The following is a 19,629-nucleotide window of genomic DNA, read 5'->3' on the forward strand; positions in this document are numbered from 1 at the left end:
AGCGCCGTTGCCGGAACGCGGCACGGGCGACGCTTCGGGATTGTCCGCCGGCTATTGGGGAATGCGGTTTGAGGTTTTGACGAACCCGCTCCAATATTTGCTATACACATGCATACTGCGAGAGGCGCAGGGCTGCTGGCTGCGCAGGACCTGCGGAACGCGCCTCCGGGTGTGGGGAGACCTGCTGCAGGGGGACCATGGCCGATTTTCTGAAGGCCCGTAAGTTCACGTACGAGACGCATGTCCTTGTCGAGGGCCGCTGGCGCATCGAGATCGCGCATGACCCCGACGAGATGCGCATGGGCGGCATCTTCAACAAGGCCGATGTCGATGCCGTGGAGAAGCGGCTGATCGGCCAGGCCAGGAAGATGCTGGCGACCGGCAAGTTCGAGGCCATCAAGGTGATGCGCGAGCGCGCGCGCTCCGGCGGCGGCGGCACGCAGACCGAGGTCTTCCACGAGGTGGCGGAGGAGCGGGAGAAGGTCCTGACCGCCCGCGACGTCAAGGAGCAGCCGCCGCACTGCGAGAGCTTCGACGACCTGTCGGGCCGCGCCTCCTGCCGGATCCTGAACCTGGTCCTGCGCGACTATTTCGAGGAGGAATGCCTGAGCGCGCTGGAGGCGCTGCATTCCCCCTGGCTGTTCAAGATGATCGACCTGCAATACCCGCTGGTCGGCGCGGCGATCCACCTGGTCGCCCGCAAGCAGGCGACCGAGGGCCGCCTGTCGGCGCGGGAACGGGCGGAGATCCTGCAGGACCTGCTGCGCACCGCGATCAGCTGGAGCCGCGACGCCGCGGCCGAACGCAACCGCCCGGAACTGGTGAACGACGACTACCGCGCCCTGTACGAAGCCGCCCAGGGCCGCTTCGAGACCCCGGGCGAGGTGCGCTATTTCACACTGCATGCCATCGCCCGGGCGATGCGGGGTTCGCGCTCGCATTTCTCGCGCATCGACTTCGTCCGCAAGAACGTCACCCTGGACATGGAGCGGCACCCGCTGGGCATCCTGGACGAGCTGCTGGCGGGCTGCCTGGACTTCCCCTCGGTGATCATGGAGCTGCTGGGCAGCCAGCCGAGCCTGTTCGCGGCGATCGACGCGATGGCCGACCTGGCCACCGGCTCCTACGAGCCGCCGGTGCCCAACCAGGCGGCCAGCGACCTGTCCAAGCTGCTGCGCGACACCCGCCTGGAGCAGGCGCGCAACTGCCTCTGGCTGCGGATCCTGGGCGAGGTCGAGGGCCGCGCGCCGCTGATGCGCAAGGAGCCGACGAAGGAATGGCGCGCCACGATGGAGCTGGAGGAGAACCTGACCCCCAGCGCGCCGATGACCTATCGCCCGCAGCTGCGTGAGGGCTTCAAGGAACGGCTCCGCCGCCTGCGCGAGCAGGAGGGCTGAGCCTGCCAGCTTCCGCTGCCGCCCGTTGCCGGGCTATCTAGCCGACGGAAAGTGCAGGACGGCGGTCGACAGGGGAATGCGATGAGCCAGGACAGTGCCAAAGGAGCGATGCGGATCTGGTACCAGAGCTTCATCGCCCCCGAGGAACAGCGCCCCTATTTCGAGCGGCTGCAGGCACGCCTCGACCTGCTGAAGCGTCCCGGCACCGCGGTCGAGATCCATGGCGTCACCCCGCCGGACCGGCATTTCCACGCGCTGACGGAGTTCCGCTGCGCCGACCAGTGCATCCGCAATGCGCTGCGGGCGCAGTCGGAGGGCTATGACGCCTTCCTGATCGGCCATTTCCAGGAGCCCGGCCTGCGGGAGATCCGCGGCGCGCTGGAGATCCCGGTGATCGGCCTGGGCGAGGCGTGCATGCTCTGGGCCTGTTCCATGGGGCTGAAGTTCGGCCTGGTCACGATCAACCCCGCCTTCCTGGCCTGGCACGACCTGCAGGTCGCCGGCCATGGGCTGGAGCGGCGCTGTGCCGGGGTGCGCGCCATCACCGCCGATGTGGGCCGGTTCATGGCTGCCTTCACCGACCCAGCGGAACGCGACGCGATGCGCGCCGACTTCGTTGCCCAGGTGCAGCCGCTGGTCGCCGCCGGCGCCGATGTGCTGATCCCGGCCGGCGGCCTGCCCATGCTGCTGCTGGCGGAACTGCAGCCTTTCCTGGTGGACGGCGCCGCAGTGATGGAGGGCCTGGGGGTCGCGCTGAAGACGGCGGAGATGGCGGTGGACATGCACCGCCTGACCGGCGTCGCGGCCGGCCGCAGCGGCTTCTATGCGCGGGCATCGGACGGTGCGATCGCCGACTTCCTGGCCCCGCGCACCTGAGCCCGCGCGGGCCCTGAGCTGGTCATGCGTCGTGCCGGAATCGACGCGTCTTCGGGCTTGCCCCTCCGGGATTCACATATTCTTTCCTCTTCGACGCGCCTCCCTGTTGCCGTCGCCCTCGGGCTTGACCCGAGGGGCATGACGGGAAAGGGACGCCGCGCAGCTTCACCGCCTTGCCACGATCCTCGGCTCGGGGGCCGAGGATGACGGCAAGAAGGTAGGACCGCAGGGCTGCTCTGGTTCCGCTGACGAGATGTGTGAATGCCGTAGGGCTTGACCCGAGAACCCATTCCGTTGGCGGCCGGGCGCCTCGAGGCTTGCGGAATGGGTCCACAAACGAAGTCCGTGGACGGCTCAAGGCCTGGGATGACGATCGCGGTTTCGATACCGCCGCCGCCTCGCCCCGAAACGCTCTACTCCTCCGCCTTGGGGATCTTCGCGTCCTTGACGATGGCGCCGGTGAATATGGTGTCGTCGATGCGGGCGCCGCGCAGATCCGCCTTGGCGAGATTGGAATTGGTGAAGTCGGTATCCACCAGGTTGCAGCGGCGCATGCGGATATAGGCCAGGTTGGCCTTCTGCAGCATCGCGCCGGCCAGGCTGGCGGACCAGTGCCGGCCGGTCGGCTTGCCGCCGGGCCCGAGCAGTTCGACCGGGTCGAGGGAGGCGCCGCGCATGTCGACGCCGTTCAGCACCGCATCGGTCAGGTTGGCGCCGTTCAGGTTCGCCTTCACCAGCCGGGCCCCGGTCAGGCGCGCGCCGGACAGGTCGGTCATCACCATGCGGGCACCTTCCAGGTTGGCGCCTTCCATGATGCAGTCCTTGAGGCTGCCGGCCGACAGGTTGGCGCCGCGCAGGTCGATGCGGCTCATCTCGGCGCCCTTCAGGTTCAGGCGCTCGCCCTTGCGGCCGTCGCTCTCGATCCAGAGAGCGTGCTGCTGGAAGGCGTCCTTCACCTCCTTGGAATAGGAATCCTGGTCCTTGAACAGGCGGGCGCCCTGCAGGTTGGCCTCGCGCAGGTCGACCCCTTCCAGCTTCGCGCCCTCCAGGTCGGCGCCAGCGAAGATGGCACCGTCGACCGCCGATTTCTCCAGGTTCGCCCCGCGCAGGTCGGCGCCGTTGAGATGGGAGCCGGACAGGTCGCAGCGGCGCATGTCGGAATTTCGGAAGTTGGCATTCTCCAGCCGGGCCGCGGACAGGTTGGCCCCTTCCATATGGGCCTCCGAGCAGTCGACATTGCGCATCCGCGCCTTGGTCAGGTCGGCGCCCTTTGTGTTCGGCTTGGAGCCGTAGGCATTGGAGAGCGAATCGCGGCCGCTGCCCTGCATCAGCGCGCCGCCGCGCAGGTCGACCCCCTTCATGTTGGCGCCGTTCAGCCGGCAGCCCCGCATGAAGGCGCCGCGCAGGTCGGCATTTTCCAGATTGGCATGGCTGAGATCGGCGCGGTCCAGGTTGGCGGCGAACAGGTCGCATTCCTGCAGGTCGGTGCCGATCATGATCGCCCGGGCGAAGTTGGTGCCCGAGAGCTTCGCCGACCGCAGCACCGCGCCCGACAGGTCGGCGCCCCGCAGGTCGGCGCCCGACAGGTCCAGACGCACGCCGCCATAGGTGCGCTGCAGCCACTTGCGATGCTTCGCAAGCATGTCCTGCAGTTTCTGCGGATCGAGTTCCAGACGCTGTACCACGTTCATCGACGCGCTTGAGAGCCCCTGTCGAATTGGGCGCCAGCCAGTCTGGCGCCCGTACTGCCGGCCCGTCCTACGCATATGACAGGAATCGTTACGGAAATCTTAGCAGGTTTTGCCCTGATTGCGCTTCCGGGTGACTGGAAACCTGCTGAATCGGCCATACTCCTCTGCGTCAGGACTTGCTTTTGCACGGCGGGCTTTCGCTGCCGCCCCCTTCAGTCGAGGTTCTCATGTCCCAGGTGCCGCCTACGGAACGCTTCTTCGAGGATTACAGCGCGGGCGAGAGGCACGAGTTCGGCAGCTACACCATGACCGAGACGGAGATCATCGGCTTCGCCCGGCAATGGGACCCGCAGAGCTTCCACACCGACCCCGTGGCGGCGCAGGGTTCCAACTATGGCGGGCTGATCGCGTCGGGCTGGCACACCACCTGCGTGATGATGCGGCTTCTGGTGGAGAACTGGATCTCGCCGCGCGCCTCCATGGGCTCGCCCGGGGTGGACGAGATCCGCTGGCACCGGCCGGTGCGGCCGGGAGATACCCTGCGGGTGCGGATCACCGTGGAGCGGGTGCGCCGGTCGGAGAGCAAGCCCGACCGCGGCGTGGTGTTCCAGAAGAACGAGGTGCTGAACCAGGCGGACGAGGTGGTGATGTCCAGCCGCGGCATGGGCATGTACCGCTGCCGCGATGCGGCCCCGCCGGCAGGCGGAAGCTGAGGGCAAGGCCGGGACGCCGTCAGCTCCGCCCGATATCGATCACCTCGACCGGGACCGCGCGGCTGCTGCCGTCGCGCACCACCGTCAGTTCGACCCGGGCGCCGACCCCGGCCCGCGCCAGTTCGCGCGCCAGTTCCGCCAGGGAATGGACCTCGCGTCCGTCGACCGCGGTGATGATGTCCGCCAAAGCGCCGCCACGCTCGGCGATTCCCTCCAGCCCGGCCCGTGCGGCAGGCGTGTCGGGAAAGACCTGCGCCACGACGATGCCGCCGGCCTGGTCCGTTCCGGCCCGCAGTCCCGGCGGCAGGTCGCGCCCCGGGCTGGCCACGGCGATGCCGATGCCCGGCCGGGCGACCCGGCCGTCGCGGATCAGGGCGGGGACGATGCGATTGACCTCGTCGACGGGCACCGCGAAGCCGACGCCGGAAAAGCTGCCGCTGCCGGACACGATGGCGGTGTTCACGCCGATCAGCCGGCCGGCGGAATCGATCAGCGGCCCGCCCGAATTGCCCGGGTTGATCGCCGCGTCTGTCTGGATCACCCCTGTGACCTCACGGCCGGTGCCGGTCAGGATCTCCCGGTCCAGGGCGGAGATGATGCCCGTGGTCAGGCTGCGCGGCAGGCCGAAGGGATTGCCGATGGCATAGACCGACTGGCCGACCTGCAGTTCGTCGGTGCTGCCGACCGGGATCGGCCGCAGGTCCAGCCGGTTGTCGTCCAGCAGCACGACGGCAAGGTCATGGTCCTGCGCCACGCCGATCACCGTCGCGCCGACCACCTCGGCATCGCCGAACCGCACCCAGACCTGGGCGGCGCCCTCCACGACATGGGCATTGGTCACTACATGCCCGGCGCCGTCCCAGACGAAGCCCGATCCCGCACCCCGGCCGCCCGGCCGGGCGCCGGCGGCGGTGATCGCCACCACCGACGGACTGACATGGCGGAACAGGGCGATGGTATGTTCCTCGACATCGGAGAGCTGGCCGCGCGGGGTCACCACGCGCGGCTCGTCCGCGGTCAGCCAGACGCCGCGAACGAACCGGTCGCCCACCCAGAGGGTGGCCACCAGAAGCGCCCAGATCGCCAGATATCGCCAGGCCCGCGACCGCATCAGTCCTTTCGCCCCGTCTTCGGTATCAGCGGCGCTCGCCGCATCCTTCAGATGTCATCGCGGTCCCGCCATGACAAGCCGCCGTCCGGCATCGGCACCCGCCCCGCAGTCGCCCTCGGCCCCCGAGCCTACGGCATTCACACATTTCGCCGGCGGGGCCAGATCAGCCCTGCGGTCCTACCTTTTTGCCGTCATCCTCGGCCCCCGAGCCGAGGATCGTGGCAAGACGGCGAAGTTGCGCAGCGTCCCTGTCCCGTCATGCCCCTCGGGTCAAGCCCGAGGGCGACGGCAGCAGGGAGGCGCGTCGAAGAGAAGAGATATGTGAATCGCGTAGGGCCCGACCCGGGGACCGGTCAACGGGCGGTGGAGCGGCCCAGAGATGCAACGTCGGCGCCTTGCCACGATCCGCGGGTCGAGCCCGAGGACGACGACACCGGCAGTGGCGCGGCAGGGCCGGGTCGCTCCTGCGACGGTCCCGGAACAAGGCCCGGAAACGATGAGGGCCGGGCCGCCGCTGCCGCGGCCGCCCGGCCCCCGGAACAGGTCCTTCCGGCGAACCGCCCGATCAGAAGTCCATGTCGCCCATGTCCGGCACGCCGCCGCCGGCGCCGCCGGAAGACTTCTCCGGCTTCTCGGCGATCATCGCCTCGGTGGTGATCAGCAGGCCGGCGATGGAGGAGGCATCCTGCAGCGCGGTCCGCACCACCTTGGTCGGGTCGATGATGCCCGCCTTCACAAGGTCGCGATACTCGCCCGTCTGGGCGTCATAGCCCCAGTTGTCGTCCTTGGCCTCCAGCAGCTTGCCGGCAACCACGGCGCCGTCGGTGCCGGCATTCTCCGCGATCAGCCGCACCGGCGTCTCCAGTGCGCGGCGGACGATGGCAATGCCGGCCTGCTGGTCGTCATTACCGCCCTTCGCGCGGGACAGCGACTTCGCCGCCCGCAGCAGCGCGACGCCGCCGCCCGGGACGATGCCTTCCTCGACCGCGGCGCGGGTGGCGTGCAGGGCGTCGTCGACCCGGTCCTTCTTCTCCTTCACCTCGACCTCGGAGGCGCCGCCGACCCGGATCACCGCAACGCCGCCGGCCAGCTTCGCCAGCCGCTCCTGCAGCTTCTCGCGGTCATAGTCCGACGAGGTCTCCTCGACCTGCACCTTGATCTGGCCGACCCGGGCGTTGATTTCCTTCTTCTTGCCGGCGCCGTCGACGATCGTGGTGTTCTCCTTGTCGATGCGCACGTTCTTGGCGCGGCCGAGCATCGCCAGGGTGGTGTTCTCCAGCTTGATGCCCAGATCCTCGGAGATCACCTGCCCGCCGGTCAGGACGGCGATATCCTCCAGCATCGCCTTACGGCGGTCGCCGAAGCCCGGCGCCTTCACCGCCGCGACCTTCAGGCCGCCGCGCAGCTTGTTCACCACCAGGGTGGCCAGGGCCTCGCCCTCGACATCCTCGGCGATGATCAGCAGCGGCTTGTTGGACTGCACCACGGTCTCCAGGACCGGCAGCAGGGCCTGCAGGTTCGACAGCTTGCCTTCGTTCAGGAGGATGTAGGCATCCTCCATCTCGCAGACCATCTTCTCGGAATCGGTGATGAAGTACGGCGACAGGTAGCCGCGGTCGAACTGCATCCCCTCGACGACCTCGAGTTCCGTCTCCAGGCCCTTGGCCTCCTCGACGGTGATGACGCCTTCCTTGCCGACCTTGTCCATCGCGCGGGCCAGCATGTCGCCGACTTCGCGGTCGCCGTTGGCGGAGATCGTGCCGACCTGCGCGATCTCGCCGGAGGAGGAGATCTTCCGAGACCGCTTCTCCAGGTCCTTCACGACGGTCTCGACCGCCAGGTCGATGCCGCGCTTCAGGTCCATCGGGTTCATCCCGGCGGCGACCGCCTTGGCGCCCTCCCTGACGATCGACTGGGCGAGCACGGTGGCGGTGGTGGTGCCGTCGCCGGCCACGTCATTGGTCTTCGACGCCACCTCGCGCACCATCTGGGCGCCCATGTTCTCGAACTTGTCGGAAAGCTCGATCTCCTTGGCGACGGTGACGCCGTCCTTGGTCATCCGCGGTGCGCCGAAGCTCTTCTCCAGGACGACGTTGCGGCCCTTCGGGCCCAGGGTGACCTTGACCGCATTGGCCAGGACGTCGACGCCCGCGAGCATCCGCTCCCGTGCCTCGGTGGAAAAACGTACTTCCTTCGCAGGCATCTCAGGCCTCCTCTATCCCTGGTGGCGGCGTCCCGGCCCCCCGACCGGCACGCCCCACGTGAATCCGGCATCAGAAAACGCTGGTACGACCCGAACGACTGTCCGGCCAGGCTGTGGTGTGGCAGACGGGCGCGAAACAGCTCCGGAACCCAGGTGCAGGGCCTGCACCTTCGCGGCAAAGTCCCGGAAGGAAACGACCGCCGCCATCGATGTAAAGCCGATGGACTACGCCATCAAGCGGAGCAGTTCAACCGCAGGTGCGGCCCCGGGGACCTCCCGGGGCCGAAGCCTTCGCCATCACGCGCTGGCGTCGCGGATCGCCTGCCAGACCCGGTCCGGGGTCATCGGCATCTGGATGTCGCTGACGCCGAGCGGCGCCAGCGCGTCCAGCACCGCGGCGACCACCGCGGCAGTGATGCCCACCGTGCCGGACTCGCCGCAGCCCTTCGCCCCCAGCGGGTTGGTGGTGCAGGGCACGCTCTCGTCCAGGTTCACATCCATCGACGGCAGGTCGTCCGCCCGCGGCATGCAATAGTCCATGAAGGAGCCGGTCAGCGGCTGGCCGTTCTCAGGATCGTAGACCGCCTGTTCCAGCAACGCCTGGCCGATGCCCTGCGCCATGCCGCCCTGCAGCTGGCCGAAGACGATGAGCGGGTTCACCGGATGGCCGACATCGTCCAGGGTGGTGATCTTCACCAGGGCGACCCGGCCGGTGTCGGGATCGACCTCGACCTCCACGAAATGGTGGCCGTTCGGCCAGCTCGACCCGGCCACCGTCTCGGAGGCGTCGATCAGGAACATGCCGCCATCCTGCCGACCCGCCAGCTCGCTCAGGTCGATCGACCGGTCGGTGCCGGAGATCGTGAAGCGGCCCTCCTCGTAGGTGATGTCGGCCGCGGCGGCCTCCAGCGCGTCGGCGGCCAGTTCCCGGCCCTTGTCGATCAGGGCCTGCGCCCCGGTCACCGCCGCCGGCCCGCCGGTGAACAGCGACCGCGAGGCCATGCTGCCAAAGCCGCCGACCCGGTCGGTATCGCCCTGCACGACGGTGATCCGTTCCACCGGCACGCCCAGCTTCTGCGCCACCAGCTGGGCATAGGCGGTACGCAGCCCCTGCCCCATGTCCTGTGTGCCGGACCAGAGCAGGATGCGGCCATCGGCATAGGCCTCCACCGTCACCGCCTCGGTGAACTGCATGGCGCCGGTCCATTCCACGTAGGACGCCATGCCGCGGCCGCGCAGCAGGCCGCGGGACTTGGACTCCGCCTTGCGGCCGTCGAAGCCCTTCCAGTCGGCCAGTTCGACGGCACGGCCCTGCAGTGTGCCGAAATCGCCGACGTCGTACACCTCGCCCATGGCGTTGGTGTAGGGCATCGCGTCGCGGCGGATATAGTTCCGCTGGCGGATCTCCAGCGGGTCCATCTTCAGGTCGCGGGCGGCCTGCTCGATCATCCGCTCCATCAGGAAGACGGCCTCCGGCCGGCCGGCACCGCGATAGGGGGAGGTCGGCGTGGTGTTGGTCAGGACGCCGATCACCTCCAGGTCCAGGGCCGGCACGTCATAGACGCTGGTGATCACCTTCGGCCCCAGCATCAGCGGCACCAGCGGCCCCACGGTAGAGACATAGGCGCCCAGATTGGCCCAGGTCTTCACCCGCATGCCCAGGATCCGGCCCTGCGGATCGACCGCCAGCTCCGCCTCGCTGACATGGTCGCGGCCCTGCATCACGCTGGTGAATTCCTCGCCGCGATCGGCGCGCCACTTCACCGGCTTGCCCAGCTTGCGCGCGGCATAGACCGCCAGCGCATCCTCCACATAGGGATTGGCCTTCAGACCGAAGCCGCCGCCGATGTCCTCCACCAGCACCCGCAGTTCGGTATCGGGGAAACCGAAGATCGCGCCGGAGATGATGGTCTTCACCGTGGACGGGTTCTGCGAGCCCATGTTCAGGGTGACATGGCCGCCCGGCCCGTCCGGCACCGCCAGCACCGCGCGCGGCTCCATCGCATTGCCGACCAGGCGCTGGTTCACGATGCGCAGCTTCGCGACGTGGTGCGCCTTGGCGAAGGCCGCCTCGGTCGCCGCCGCATCGCCGTGCCGGGCGCCGCAGGAAATGTTGTCCGGCGCATCGGGCCAGACCGCCGGGGCACCGCCGGCGATCACCGCCTCGGTGCTGGTGGCGGCGGGCTTCTCGTCATACTCGACCTCGATCAGCTCCGCGGCGTCCTGCGCCGCGGCCCGGCTCTCGGCGATCACCACCGCCACCGGGTCACCGACAAAGCGGACGGTGTCGCCGGCCAGCATCTTGCGCGGCGGCGAGGCGAAGGGCTTCCCGTCGGGGCGCGGGATCTCCGCCGCCCAGGGCATCGGCCGCACGCCGTCCGCGTCCAGGTCCGCCAGGGTATAGACCGCCACCACCCCGGGCGCCTCCTTCGCGGCGGAGACGTCCAGCGACGTCACGGCGGCATGGGCGACGGGGGAGCGCAGCAGCACCATGTGCACCATGCCCTCCGCCGTCTTGTCGTCGGCATAGCGGCCGTCGCCGACCAGCAGGCGCTGATCCTCCTGGCGCCGCACCGCCCGCGCGTCGCGCCCGAAGCGCAGCGCATCCGCACTGATGATCTGGTTCATGCCGATCCTCCCCCTGGAACTGGCCCTGGCCGGGCGCATTGCCGTCGCGGCGCCCGTGCCCGGGTGGCCGCCGATCCGTGATACAGGACTTTGCTTAACGTTGGCGCCGGGTCAAGGTGCGCCATTGCGGGCAGGTGCCCCCGGCGCTATCAGCATCGGGAAAGAGCAGGAACCGTTTGCCGGGAGCGAGACGCAATGGAAAGTGAGACCGCGGCGCCGACCGGGCCCCTGAAGGGCTTGAAGGTCATCGATCTGAGCCGCGTGCTGGGCGGGCCGTTCTGCACCCAGACCCTGGGCGACCTGGGCGCCACGGTGATCAAGGTGGAGCCGCCGCAGGGCGACGAGACCCGGGAATGGGGCCCGCCCTTCGAGGAGGACTATGCCGCCTATTTCGCCGGCATCAACCGCAACAAGCGCAGCCTGGCGCTCGACCTGTCGAAGCCGGAGGGGCGGGAGGTGCTGTTCCGCCTGCTGGAAGGCGCCGACGTGCTGGTGGAGAATTTCAAGCCCGGCAGCATGGAGAAATGGGGCCTGGGCTATGCCGAGGTTCTGGAGAAGCGCTTCCCGCGCCTGATCCATGCGCAGATCACCGGCTTCGGCGGCAACGGGCCGTTCGGCGGCTTCCCGGGCTACGACGCGATGGTGCAGGCCTGGTCGGGCCTGATCTCGATCAACGGCTCGCCGGAATCGGGACCGATCCGCCTGGGCAGCCCGCTGGTCGATATCGGCACCGGCCTCTATGTCGCGGTCGGCATCCTGGCCGCGGTGCACGAGCGCACCCAGTCCGGCCGCGGCCAGTCGCTGGAGGTGGCGCTCTACGACACCGGGGTCACCCTGCTGCACCCGCACAATGCCAACTGGCACATGGCGCAGGTCACGCCGAAGCTGACCGGCAACCGGCATGCCAACCTGGTGCCCTACCAGCTGGTGCCGTCGAAGGGCCGGCCGGTGATGATCGGCGCCGGCAACGACCGGCAGTTCCGCACCCTGTGCCGCGTGCTGGGACGGGAGGAGCTGGCCGACGATCCCCGCTTCCGCACCAATCGCGACCGCCACGCCAACCGCGACACCCTGGACCCGATCCTGGAGGAACTGGTGGCGCCCTGGGACGGCGAGGAACTGGCGATGACCCTGATGCAGAACGGCGTGCCGGCGGGCGCCGCGCTGGCGGTGCCCGACGTGCTGACCCACCCGCATACCCTGGCGCGGGAAATGGTGGTGAAGCTGGACGGCTACCAGGGCACCGGCATGCCGATCAAGCTGTCCCGCACGCCGGGCAATGTCCGCCGCGCCCCGCCCCGCTTCGGCGCCCACAGCGCCGAGGTGCTGGCCGAGTTCGGCTACGACGATGCCGAGATCGAGACGATGATCGCGCACGGCATCGTGCCGAAGGAGAAAAGGTAAGGGGCCCTCTCAGCCGTCATCCTCGGGCTTGACCCGAGGATCCATTCCGCCGGCTTTTCCCTGCCGCCGGGCTGGCGGAATAGGCTCTCGGGTCAAGCCCGAGAGCGACATGCCGGCTTTTCGTTCGGACTCCTGCGGCGATTCCGGTGCCGCCTGCTCCAGCCGCGTGGCGACCTGTTCCAGCCGCGCAGCGACCGACAGCAGCGCCTCATCTTCGGCGGCATCGGGCACCGCCGCCGGCGCCGCCATGCCGGTCCTCAGGATGCGGATGAAGTCGGCCACCACCGGCGCCGCCAGCCGCTCGAAGCGCTTGCTGCGCAGGCGCAGGGTGTAGCTGGCGAATTCCAGCCCGCCGTAAAAGATGTCGCCGAGCAGGCGCAGCGGCACGTCCTCGCGGATATCGCCGCGGGCGACCCCTTCCCGGATCACCTGGTCGAACACCGCCACATAGGCGCGGTTGAACTGGTAGGTCTCGGTCTGGCCGTAGTCGCTGACGATCCGGTACTGCTGGCTGCCCAGCGCCAGGATGTGCCAGGCCCGGGCGACGCTTTCCAGGTGGTGGCGGGCCAGGAATTCCAGCCGGTCGAAGGTGCCGGGGATCTCTGCCACCCCCTCCGCCGCCTTGGCCGTCAGTTCCTCGTAGAACTCGCGCAGGACGGCGACCAGCAGCGCGCTCTTGTTCTGGAAATAGATGTAGACCGTGCCCTCGGCCACGCCGGCGGCGCGGGCGATGTCGGCGACCTTGGCGCCGTCGAAGCCGTTGCGGGTGAAGACCTCGCGGGCGGCGGCGATGATCGCCTGCTCCCGCTCCTCCACCCGCACGCGGCGGGTCAGAGCCTTGCGCGGCATCAGGGCCCTGTCCGGCCGGCCGCCACGGTCCGCAGCATCGCGTTCTCCCCGTCTCCGCTCACTGTAGCAACCCCGGCAGATAGAGGATGATGTCGGGAACGATGATCAGTGCCGCCACCACGAACAGATCGGCCACCAGGAACCACATGATGCCACGGAAGATCAGGCTGGTGGTGGCCAGTTCGCCGACCACCCCCTTGATGACGAAGACGTTCAGCCCGATCGGCGGGGTGATCATGCCGATCTCCAGGAACTTGGTCAGCACCACGCCGAACCAGATCAGGCTGAAGCCGGTGGCGTCGATGATCGGCAGCAGGATCGGCAGGGTCAGCAGCATCGCCCCCAGCGGCTCCAGGAACATGCCGAGCACCAGGTAGACCAGCGAGATACCGATCAGCAGCAGGATCGGGTCCGCGCCGATGCCCACCACCATGTCGGAGAGATAGTCGCCGGCGCCGCTGAATGCCAGGAAGCGGGTCAGCAGGCTGGCGCCGATGGCAATGATGAACAAAGCGGCGGAGGTCAGCAGCGTCTCCACCAGCGCATTCTTGAAGCTCTGCCAGGTCAGCGCCCGCTTCAGCGCCGCGATCACCAGCGCCAGCGAGGCGCCGACCGCGCCGGCTTCCGTCGGTGTGAAGGCGCCGGAGAACAGGCCGCCGAAGACGCCGGCCATCAGCAGCAGCACCGGCCAGGTCTCCCGCAGGGCCCAGAGACGGTCCGACCAGCCGACATGTTCGTGGATCGGCGGTGCCAGCTCCGGCACCATCTTCGCCCGCACCACAATCACCACCAGATATCCCACCAGGGTCAGCAGGCCGGCGCCGACCCCGCCCAGGAACAGGGAGCTGATCGGCACCTGCGCGATGATGCCGTAGAGGATCATCAGCAGGGACGGCGGGATCAGCGCGCCGATCGTGCCGGCGGCGGCCACCGTGCCTGTGGCCAGGCTGGGCGCGTAGCGGTGGCGCATCATCTCCGGCACCGCGATGCGGCCCATGGCGGCGGCGCAGGCGACCGAGGAGCCGGTCACGGCGGCGAAGCCGGCCGCGCCGAACACGGTGGCGATCGCCAGCCCGCCGGGCAGCCGCGACAGCCACATCCGCGCGGCGTCGAACAGCCCCTTGGTCAGCCCGGCATGAAAGCAGAAGAAGCCCATCAGCAGGAACATGGGCACCGAGCTGAGCTGCCAGGTGGCGGCGAACTCGTAGGGGATCACGCCCAGGATGCCCCAGGCAGCGCGCTCGCCCACCAGCAGCCAGATGCCGCCGAAGGAGACACCGATCAGCGACACCGCGATCGGCACGCGCAGCGCGATCAGGGCGAGCAGCAGGGCGATGCCGGCAAAGCCGATCTGGACGTCGGACATGGCGCTCAGAACCTGGTCGTGGTGGCGGCGTCTTCGCCGCCGCGCAGATAGCGGGCCAGCTTGAACAGCAGCACCAGCACCATCAGCCCGGTGCCGATCGGCAGCAGGTAGTGCGACGGCCAGATCAGCACCTTGGTCCCCTGCTCCATGATGAAGGCGCCGATATCCTGCTTCTTCACCGCGTCGAGCCAGCCGCGCCAGGTCAGCAGCGCGAAGATGATCGCGGACAGCAGGGTGGCGAAGGCGCCCAGATGGTGCTGCGCCCGCATCGGCATCAGCTCTGTCAGCACCTCGACGGTGATATGGCCGTTGCCGCGTTCGCAGAATGCCAGCGGCAGGAAGGCGACCACCACCATGTAGTAGTTGGAGACCAGGGTGATGGTGGCCGGCACCGGCGCCAGGAAGACGAACTTGCCGATCACGTCGGCGGTGATCTGCAGCATCATCAGGGCGACGGCGATCGCGCCGACGATGGTCGAGGCATCGATCAGCCGGCCCAGCAGGCGGGAGAGGAAAGTCATCGGAACTGCGTTTTCAGGGCCAGGGGCCGCTACCGGGCCAGGGAGCCCGGGCCCGGTAGCGCCGCCTGATGCACCATTCAGAGGATGTCAGTCCGTCGCGTAGGTCGCCGGGTCGACCTTGGAGAAGACCTGGTCCCAGTAGAGCTTCGCCAGCGCGTCGCGATCGTCGGTCACCGCGCCGTCCTTTGTCAGGCCCTTCCACTTCTCGACCAGGGCGGAGATCGTGTCGATCTTCGCCGGCACGTTCTCCAGCCCGTAGGCGGAGGTGAACTGCTCGGCGATCACGTCCATGTCGCCCTTCACGAAGGCTTCCGAGGCGTCGAGCATCTCCGCCGGCGGGTCGATCACCTCGATCCCCTTGGCCTTGGCGTCGGCGATGTTCTTCTTCGCCAGGTCGTTGTAGTCCAGGCTGATATCGGCCAGCAGCTTCGCCGCCGCCTCGAACATCACCTTGCGCTGTTCCGGGGTCAGCTCCAGCCAGGTGTCGCGGTTGACGTTGGAGGTGCCGGAGCCGGCGAAGACGCCGCCGGGCACCCGCAGTGTGATGTCCTTGGTCACGTCCATCAGCTGCAGGTTGGTCAGCTCGGGCGCGGAGATCATCGCGCAGTCGATGACGCCCTGCGACATCGCCTCGTAGATGTCGTTGCCGGGGATGGACACCTTGGTGGCGCCGAAATGCTCCGCCCAGCGGCCGAAATTGGCCGCGCCGGAGCGGATCTTCTTGCCCTTCACATCCTCCAGGGTGCGGATCGGGGTGGTGCAGAGCAGGACATAGTCGGTGCTGGCGGCGCCGCCCAGATAGACCTGGTTCTGCCGCTTATGCTCCGCCAGGCAGTCGGGGCAGTTCAGCATCACGTATTCCAGCATCGCGCCGGCCATCGCCGCGCCCGGCGCCGGCACCTGCTCGCCCGTCGTGACCAGCATCGACAGGTTGGCGCCGAGATTGGTCTCCGCATACTCGGCTGGATAGTAGGGGGTCAGCACGTAGCCGATATCGGCGATGCCGTCGCGCAGGCCGGGCGGCGTCTCCTTCAGGTTCAGCAGCGACAGCGGGAAGACCTTCACCTTCAGGTCGCTGTTCGCTTCCACATACTTGGCGAAATTCTCCAGCCCGATGGCGGAGGCGCTGCCCGGCGGAAAGCCGACCGCGACCTTCAGGGTGTCGGCCTGCGCGGCCATCGCGCTCAGGCCCAGGCCTAGACCCAGGGCCGACGCGGCCAGGAGCTTCGTGAGCTTCATGATGGTTCCCTCCCGTTTCGAATGGCGGCGCATGCGGCCTGCGCCGCGACAGTTCCGAGGCAAGTCCGCCAGGTGACGGCCGTCCGCGCCGGCGCATCGCCGCAGCGCCAGGGCCGGCCCTGTCGTGGTGTTTGGCGAAGGCAGTCGGCGCCCCCCCGATGTCGGGTTCCGAGGGGCAACCGACCGGCCGGAGCAACCGGTACCGCACTCCGCGCTTAAATGAAACGAACTCAGTTAAAATGAGTCAAGATCATTCTTGAACCGACCGATCATGCTGCACTGCAGCAAAAACCGTTGTGCATCAAGGACTGCCAGCTGCCGCCGGATCCTTGCAGGTGGGTGTTTCTTGACTCACTTAAACTGAGTACGTCTTCAATAGTGGCAGGCTGCGGATGTAGGCAGCGGCGGCGCCACCGAGGGAGGAGAGCCAGGTGAGAATGCTGGGCGAGGACAACCCGAACGTGATGCTGATCGGCCACGAGCGGCTGTTCTACAACGGCCTGCTGGGCCGGGCCTGCCGCCTGCGCGCGCCCGGCGCCTTCGTGATCTATGCCGCGCCGGTCGGCAGCTTCGGCCTTTCCGTCGCTGGCGGGCCGATCCAGCGGCGGCGCATCGCCACCGTGCGCCCCTATGTCGCCCACCGGGTCACCAGCTCGAGCGATCTGATCAGCGTGCTGATGATCGAGCCGGAAAGCGTCGCCGAGGATCAGCTGCAGGCCCTGGAGGCACGAAGCGCAACGCCGGCCGGCGCGGCCGAAATCGATGCGAGGATCGAAGCCGCCAGGGCCGCGCTGGCCGGCACGACGGACTGCAGCGGCTTCGCCACGGATGATTTCGACCGCCTGTTCCTGGGCCGTCTGCTGGCGCCGCGCCGGCTGGACGAGCGGATCGAACGGACCATCCGCCATCTGGTGCACGACCTGCCCGCCGCGACCGTGACGGCGGAGGATTGCGCCCGCGAGGCCGGCCTGTCGAAATCCCGTTACCTGCACCTGTTCAGCCAGGAAACCGGCCTGCGCTTCCGGTCGGTCCGCATGTGGAAGCGTGCCCGGGCGCTGATGCCCCACGTCAACGGGCCGGAGAACCTGACCCATGTCGCGATGGACCTGGGCTATCCGGATTCCACCCATTTCAGCCATTCGATCCGGCGCATCTACGGCCTGACCCCGAGTTCGATCTTCCGCGGCTCGCGCCAGTTGCGGATCGTGGCCGGCGCGCATTGCCCTGCGGCCTGAGATCGGCGGCGGCAGCGTCCAGGCAGCGTTCAGAACAGGGAGAGGGACAAGCCCCCATCCACCACCAGGCTCGCCCCGGTGACGAAGGCCCCCGCAGGCGAGGAGAGATAGAGCACTGCGTTGCCGATCTCCTCCGGCAGGCCGAGCCGCCCGAGCGGGGTCCGGCCTTCGATCCGCGCCTGGGTTTCAGCGTCGAAGGCATCGGCCAGGCTGGTCTGGATCAGTCCCGGCAGGACGGTATTGGCCCGGATGCCGTCGGGGCCATGCTCCAGGGCGAAGCTGCGGCTCATGCCGGTCAGCGCCGATTTCAGGGTGCCGTAGAGCGCCAGCATGGTCTGCGGATGCATGGCCGCCACCGAGGAGATGTTGACGATGCTGCCGCCGCCGCGCGGCTTCATCAACCGGACGGCCGCGGTCGACAGGAACCAGTGACCCTGCAGGTTGACCTCCACCGTCTTGGCGAACAGCCCCGGATCGGTGTCGGCGATGCTGCGCCAGGGGCTCAGCACCGCATTGTTGACCAGGATGTCGAGGCCGCCATGGGCGGCCTGCAGATGGGCCTCCATCGCCTCGATATCGGCGAGCCGGCCGACATGGCAGGCGCGAGCCTCCGCCTTCAGCCCCTCGTCACGCAGGGCCGCGACCACCGATTCGCAGGCCTCCGCCTTGCGGCTGGAAATCACGACATGGGCGCCGGCCTGTGCCAGGACGCGCGCTGTGGCGGCACCGATCCCCTGGCTGGAACCGGTGACCAGGGCGACCTGGCCGTCCAGGCGGAACGCCGCCGGCAGGGCGGCACGGTCACCGGCTGTCGCCGGGCCGGGTTTCGGATCGTCCATCGCATGCCTCCCCCTGATCGGTCGCATCGCCTGTAGCGGAGGGCCTGTAGCGGAGGGCGGCCGGCTTGTGCAAACGCGCTGCCGGCCGCGTAGCCAGTTGACGCAAGTCAGGACGCCCCGAACCCGCCATAGATCCTGCCGTCTGCCATCCGCGGGATGGCGGCAGGCCGTGCCCGGACCGGAAGGGCCGGCGAAGGACCATTCGGGAGGAGCGGAACGATGAGATTTGGCAAGCCTGGAACGGCCGGCATGGCAGTCGCTGCGGCGATCGCCGGTGGCCTGGCCTGGGGCGGCGCGCAGGCCGCCGAATACGGCCCCGGCGCCTCGGAGACGGAGATCCTGATCGGCAACACGATGCCCTATAGCGGGCCGGTCTCCGCCTACGGCACGATCGGCAAACTGGTTTCCGTCTGCCTGGACAAGAAGAACGCAGAGGGCGGGGTGAACGGCCGCAAGGTCCGCTATATCAGCCTGGACGACGGCTACAGCCCGCCGAAGACGGTGGAGCAGACCCGCAAGCTGGTGGAGCGGGAGAAGGTGCTGGGCGTGGTGCAGAGCCTGGGCACGCCGACCTCCTTCTCGGTCCGGAAATACCTGAACCAGAAGAAGGTGCCGCAGCTGCTGATCGCCTCCGGCGGGTCCATGTGGGGGGATTACGAGAACTATCCCTGGACCATGGGCTACCAGCCCGCCTACCGGACCGAGGGCCAGATCTACGGCAAGTATGTCGCCGCCAACTATCCCGGCGCCAAGATCGCCGTGCTCTACCAGAACGACGATTTCGGCAAGGACTACCTGACCGGCTTCAAGGAGGGCCTTGGCGACAAGACCGACCTGATCGTCGCCGAGGAGACCTACGAGTCGACCGACCCGACGGTGGACTCGCAGATCATCAACCTGGCCAATAGCGGCGCCGACACCTTCCTGAACATCACCACCGCGAAGTTCGCCGCGCAGTCGATCCGCAAGATGGCGGATATCGGCTGGCAGCCGATGCACTTCCTGAACAACACCTCCAACTCCATCGGCGCGGTGCTGAAGCCGGCCGGCCTGGACAAGTCGGTCGACATCATCTCCGCCGACTACCTGAAGGATCCGACCGATCCGGAATGGCAGGACGACGAGGACTTCAAGGCCTGGCTCGACTTCATGGAGAACGACTTCAAGGGCGACAAGCTGGACAAGCTGAACGTCTATGCCTGGTCGACCTGCCACGCGCTGATCCACATCCTGGAGAAGATGGGCGACACCCTGACCCGGGAGAACATGCTGAAGCAGGCCGAGGATCTCGACTTCGAGCCGCCGATGCTGCTGCCGGGGATCCGGGTGAAGACCGGCCCGCAGGACCATTTCCCGATCGAGCAGATGCAGCTGATCCGCTTCAACGGCGAGGCCTGGGAACGGTTCGGCGACATCATCGACGTCAGCGGCACCGCGTCGAACTGATCGCGGCGCCGGCGGCAGGCGGGGGCCCCGCAACGGGCTTCCGCCGCGCTGGCGCGCCGCCTGCCGCCGGCGGATAGTGGCGGCAACCGGGCGCCCGGAAGACCCGGATCG

At 68.4% G+C, this 19,629-nt stretch carries 15 protein-coding genes; 6 read left to right on the top strand and 9 right to left on the bottom strand.

Features of this window, described 5'->3' with window-relative positions; genetic code table 11:
• Window positions 1-197 precede the first annotated feature (197 nt).
• Window positions 198-1,397, top strand: coding sequence for a hypothetical protein (locus tag ACFOGJ_RS17035; protein WP_379902618.1), 1,200 nt, complete (start codon window positions 198-200; stop codon window positions 1,395-1,397).
• Window positions 1,398-1,478: 81 nt separating this feature from the next.
• Window positions 1,479-2,273, top strand: a complete 795-nt coding sequence (locus ACFOGJ_RS17040; protein WP_379902619.1) for an aspartate/glutamate racemase family protein — start codon at window positions 1,479-1,481, stop codon at window positions 2,271-2,273.
• A gap of 413 nt (window positions 2,274-2,686) precedes the next feature.
• On the opposite strand, the gene ACFOGJ_RS17045 is transcribed toward ACFOGJ_RS17040, so the two are convergent.
• Window positions 2,687-3,964, bottom strand: coding sequence for a pentapeptide repeat-containing protein (locus tag ACFOGJ_RS17045; protein WP_379902621.1), 1,278 nt, complete (start codon window positions 3,962-3,964; stop codon window positions 2,687-2,689).
• A gap of 227 nt (window positions 3,965-4,191) precedes the next feature.
• Here ACFOGJ_RS17045 and ACFOGJ_RS17050 point away from each other — a divergent pair, with 227 nt between their 5' ends.
• Window positions 4,192-4,677 carry a MaoC family dehydratase gene (locus ACFOGJ_RS17050; RefSeq protein WP_379902623.1) on the top strand — a complete coding sequence of 162 codons (486 nt, stop codon included), beginning with the start codon at window positions 4,192-4,194 and terminating at the stop codon, window positions 4,675-4,677.
• A gap of 19 nt (window positions 4,678-4,696) precedes the next feature.
• Here ACFOGJ_RS17050 and ACFOGJ_RS17055 read toward each other — a convergent pair whose 3' ends face one another.
• From ACFOGJ_RS17055 to ACFOGJ_RS17065, 3 genes are all read right to left on the bottom strand, one after another.
• Complete coding sequence (locus tag ACFOGJ_RS17055; RefSeq protein ID WP_379902625.1) at window positions 4,697-5,788, bottom strand: S1C family serine protease; 1,092 nt, start codon at window positions 5,786-5,788, stop codon at window positions 4,697-4,699.
• A 565-nt stretch (window positions 5,789-6,353) separates the two neighbouring features.
• Window positions 6,354-7,991: a chaperonin GroEL gene (gene groL / locus ACFOGJ_RS17060; protein WP_379902628.1), complete on the bottom strand. Its 1,638-nt coding sequence runs from the start codon at window positions 7,989-7,991 to the stop codon at window positions 6,354-6,356.
• Between the two features lie 297 nt (window positions 7,992-8,288).
• Window positions 8,289-10,619, bottom strand: coding sequence for a xanthine dehydrogenase family protein molybdopterin-binding subunit (locus ACFOGJ_RS17065; RefSeq protein ID WP_379902630.1), 2,331 nt, complete (start codon window positions 10,617-10,619; stop codon window positions 8,289-8,291).
• A gap of 195 nt (window positions 10,620-10,814) precedes the next feature.
• Here ACFOGJ_RS17065 and ACFOGJ_RS17070 point away from each other — a divergent pair, with 195 nt between their 5' ends.
• Window positions 10,815-12,023: a CaiB/BaiF CoA transferase family protein gene (locus tag ACFOGJ_RS17070; protein WP_379902632.1), complete on the top strand. Its 1,209-nt coding sequence runs from the start codon at window positions 10,815-10,817 to the stop codon at window positions 12,021-12,023.
• Between the two features lie 9 nt (window positions 12,024-12,032).
• On the opposite strand, the gene ACFOGJ_RS17075 is transcribed toward ACFOGJ_RS17070, so the two are convergent.
• The 4 genes from ACFOGJ_RS17075 to ACFOGJ_RS17090 all read right to left on the bottom strand — a co-directional run bounded on the left by ACFOGJ_RS17075 (window position 12,033) and on the right by ACFOGJ_RS17090 (window position 15,998).
• Window positions 12,033-12,872 carry a TetR/AcrR family transcriptional regulator gene (locus tag ACFOGJ_RS17075; RefSeq protein WP_379902634.1) on the bottom strand — a complete coding sequence of 280 codons (840 nt, stop codon included), beginning with the start codon at window positions 12,870-12,872 and terminating at the stop codon, window positions 12,033-12,035.
• A 58-nt stretch (window positions 12,873-12,930) separates the two neighbouring features.
• Window positions 12,931-14,238: a TRAP transporter large permease gene (locus ACFOGJ_RS17080; RefSeq protein WP_379902637.1), complete on the bottom strand. Its 1,308-nt coding sequence runs from the start codon at window positions 14,236-14,238 to the stop codon at window positions 12,931-12,933.
• A gap of 5 nt (window positions 14,239-14,243) precedes the next feature.
• On the bottom strand, window positions 14,244-14,759 hold the full coding sequence (locus ACFOGJ_RS17085) for a TRAP transporter small permease (protein ID WP_379902639.1): 516 nt from the start codon (window positions 14,757-14,759) through the stop codon (window positions 14,244-14,246).
• Window positions 14,760-14,846: 87 nt separating this feature from the next.
• Window positions 14,847-15,998 carry a C4-dicarboxylate TRAP transporter substrate-binding protein gene (locus ACFOGJ_RS17090; RefSeq protein WP_379902643.1) on the bottom strand — a complete coding sequence of 384 codons (1,152 nt, stop codon included), beginning with the start codon at window positions 15,996-15,998 and terminating at the stop codon, window positions 14,847-14,849.
• 437 nt (window positions 15,999-16,435) lie between these two features.
• Here ACFOGJ_RS17090 and ACFOGJ_RS17095 point away from each other — a divergent pair, with 437 nt between their 5' ends.
• Complete coding sequence (locus ACFOGJ_RS17095; RefSeq protein WP_379902850.1) at window positions 16,436-17,233, top strand: helix-turn-helix transcriptional regulator; 798 nt, start codon at window positions 16,436-16,438, stop codon at window positions 17,231-17,233.
• 29 nt (window positions 17,234-17,262) lie between these two features.
• Here the strand turns inward: ACFOGJ_RS17095 and ACFOGJ_RS17100 are convergent, their stop codons facing one another.
• Window positions 17,263-18,072 (bottom strand): glucose 1-dehydrogenase, encoded by an 810-nt coding sequence (locus ACFOGJ_RS17100; RefSeq protein ID WP_379902645.1) that lies wholly within the window; start codon window positions 18,070-18,072, stop codon window positions 17,263-17,265.
• Window positions 18,073-18,321: 249 nt separating this feature from the next.
• Here ACFOGJ_RS17100 and ACFOGJ_RS17105 point away from each other — a divergent pair, with 249 nt between their 5' ends.
• Window positions 18,322-19,518, top strand: a complete 1,197-nt coding sequence (locus ACFOGJ_RS17105; RefSeq protein WP_379902647.1) for an ABC transporter substrate-binding protein — start codon at window positions 18,322-18,324, stop codon at window positions 19,516-19,518.
• The last annotated feature ends 111 nt before the right edge of the window (window positions 19,519-19,629 follow it).

Source organism: Marinibaculum pumilum (assembly GCF_042646425.1).
Taxonomy (GTDB): domain Bacteria; phylum Pseudomonadota; class Alphaproteobacteria; order Ferrovibrionales; family Ferrovibrionaceae; genus Marinibaculum; species Marinibaculum pumilum.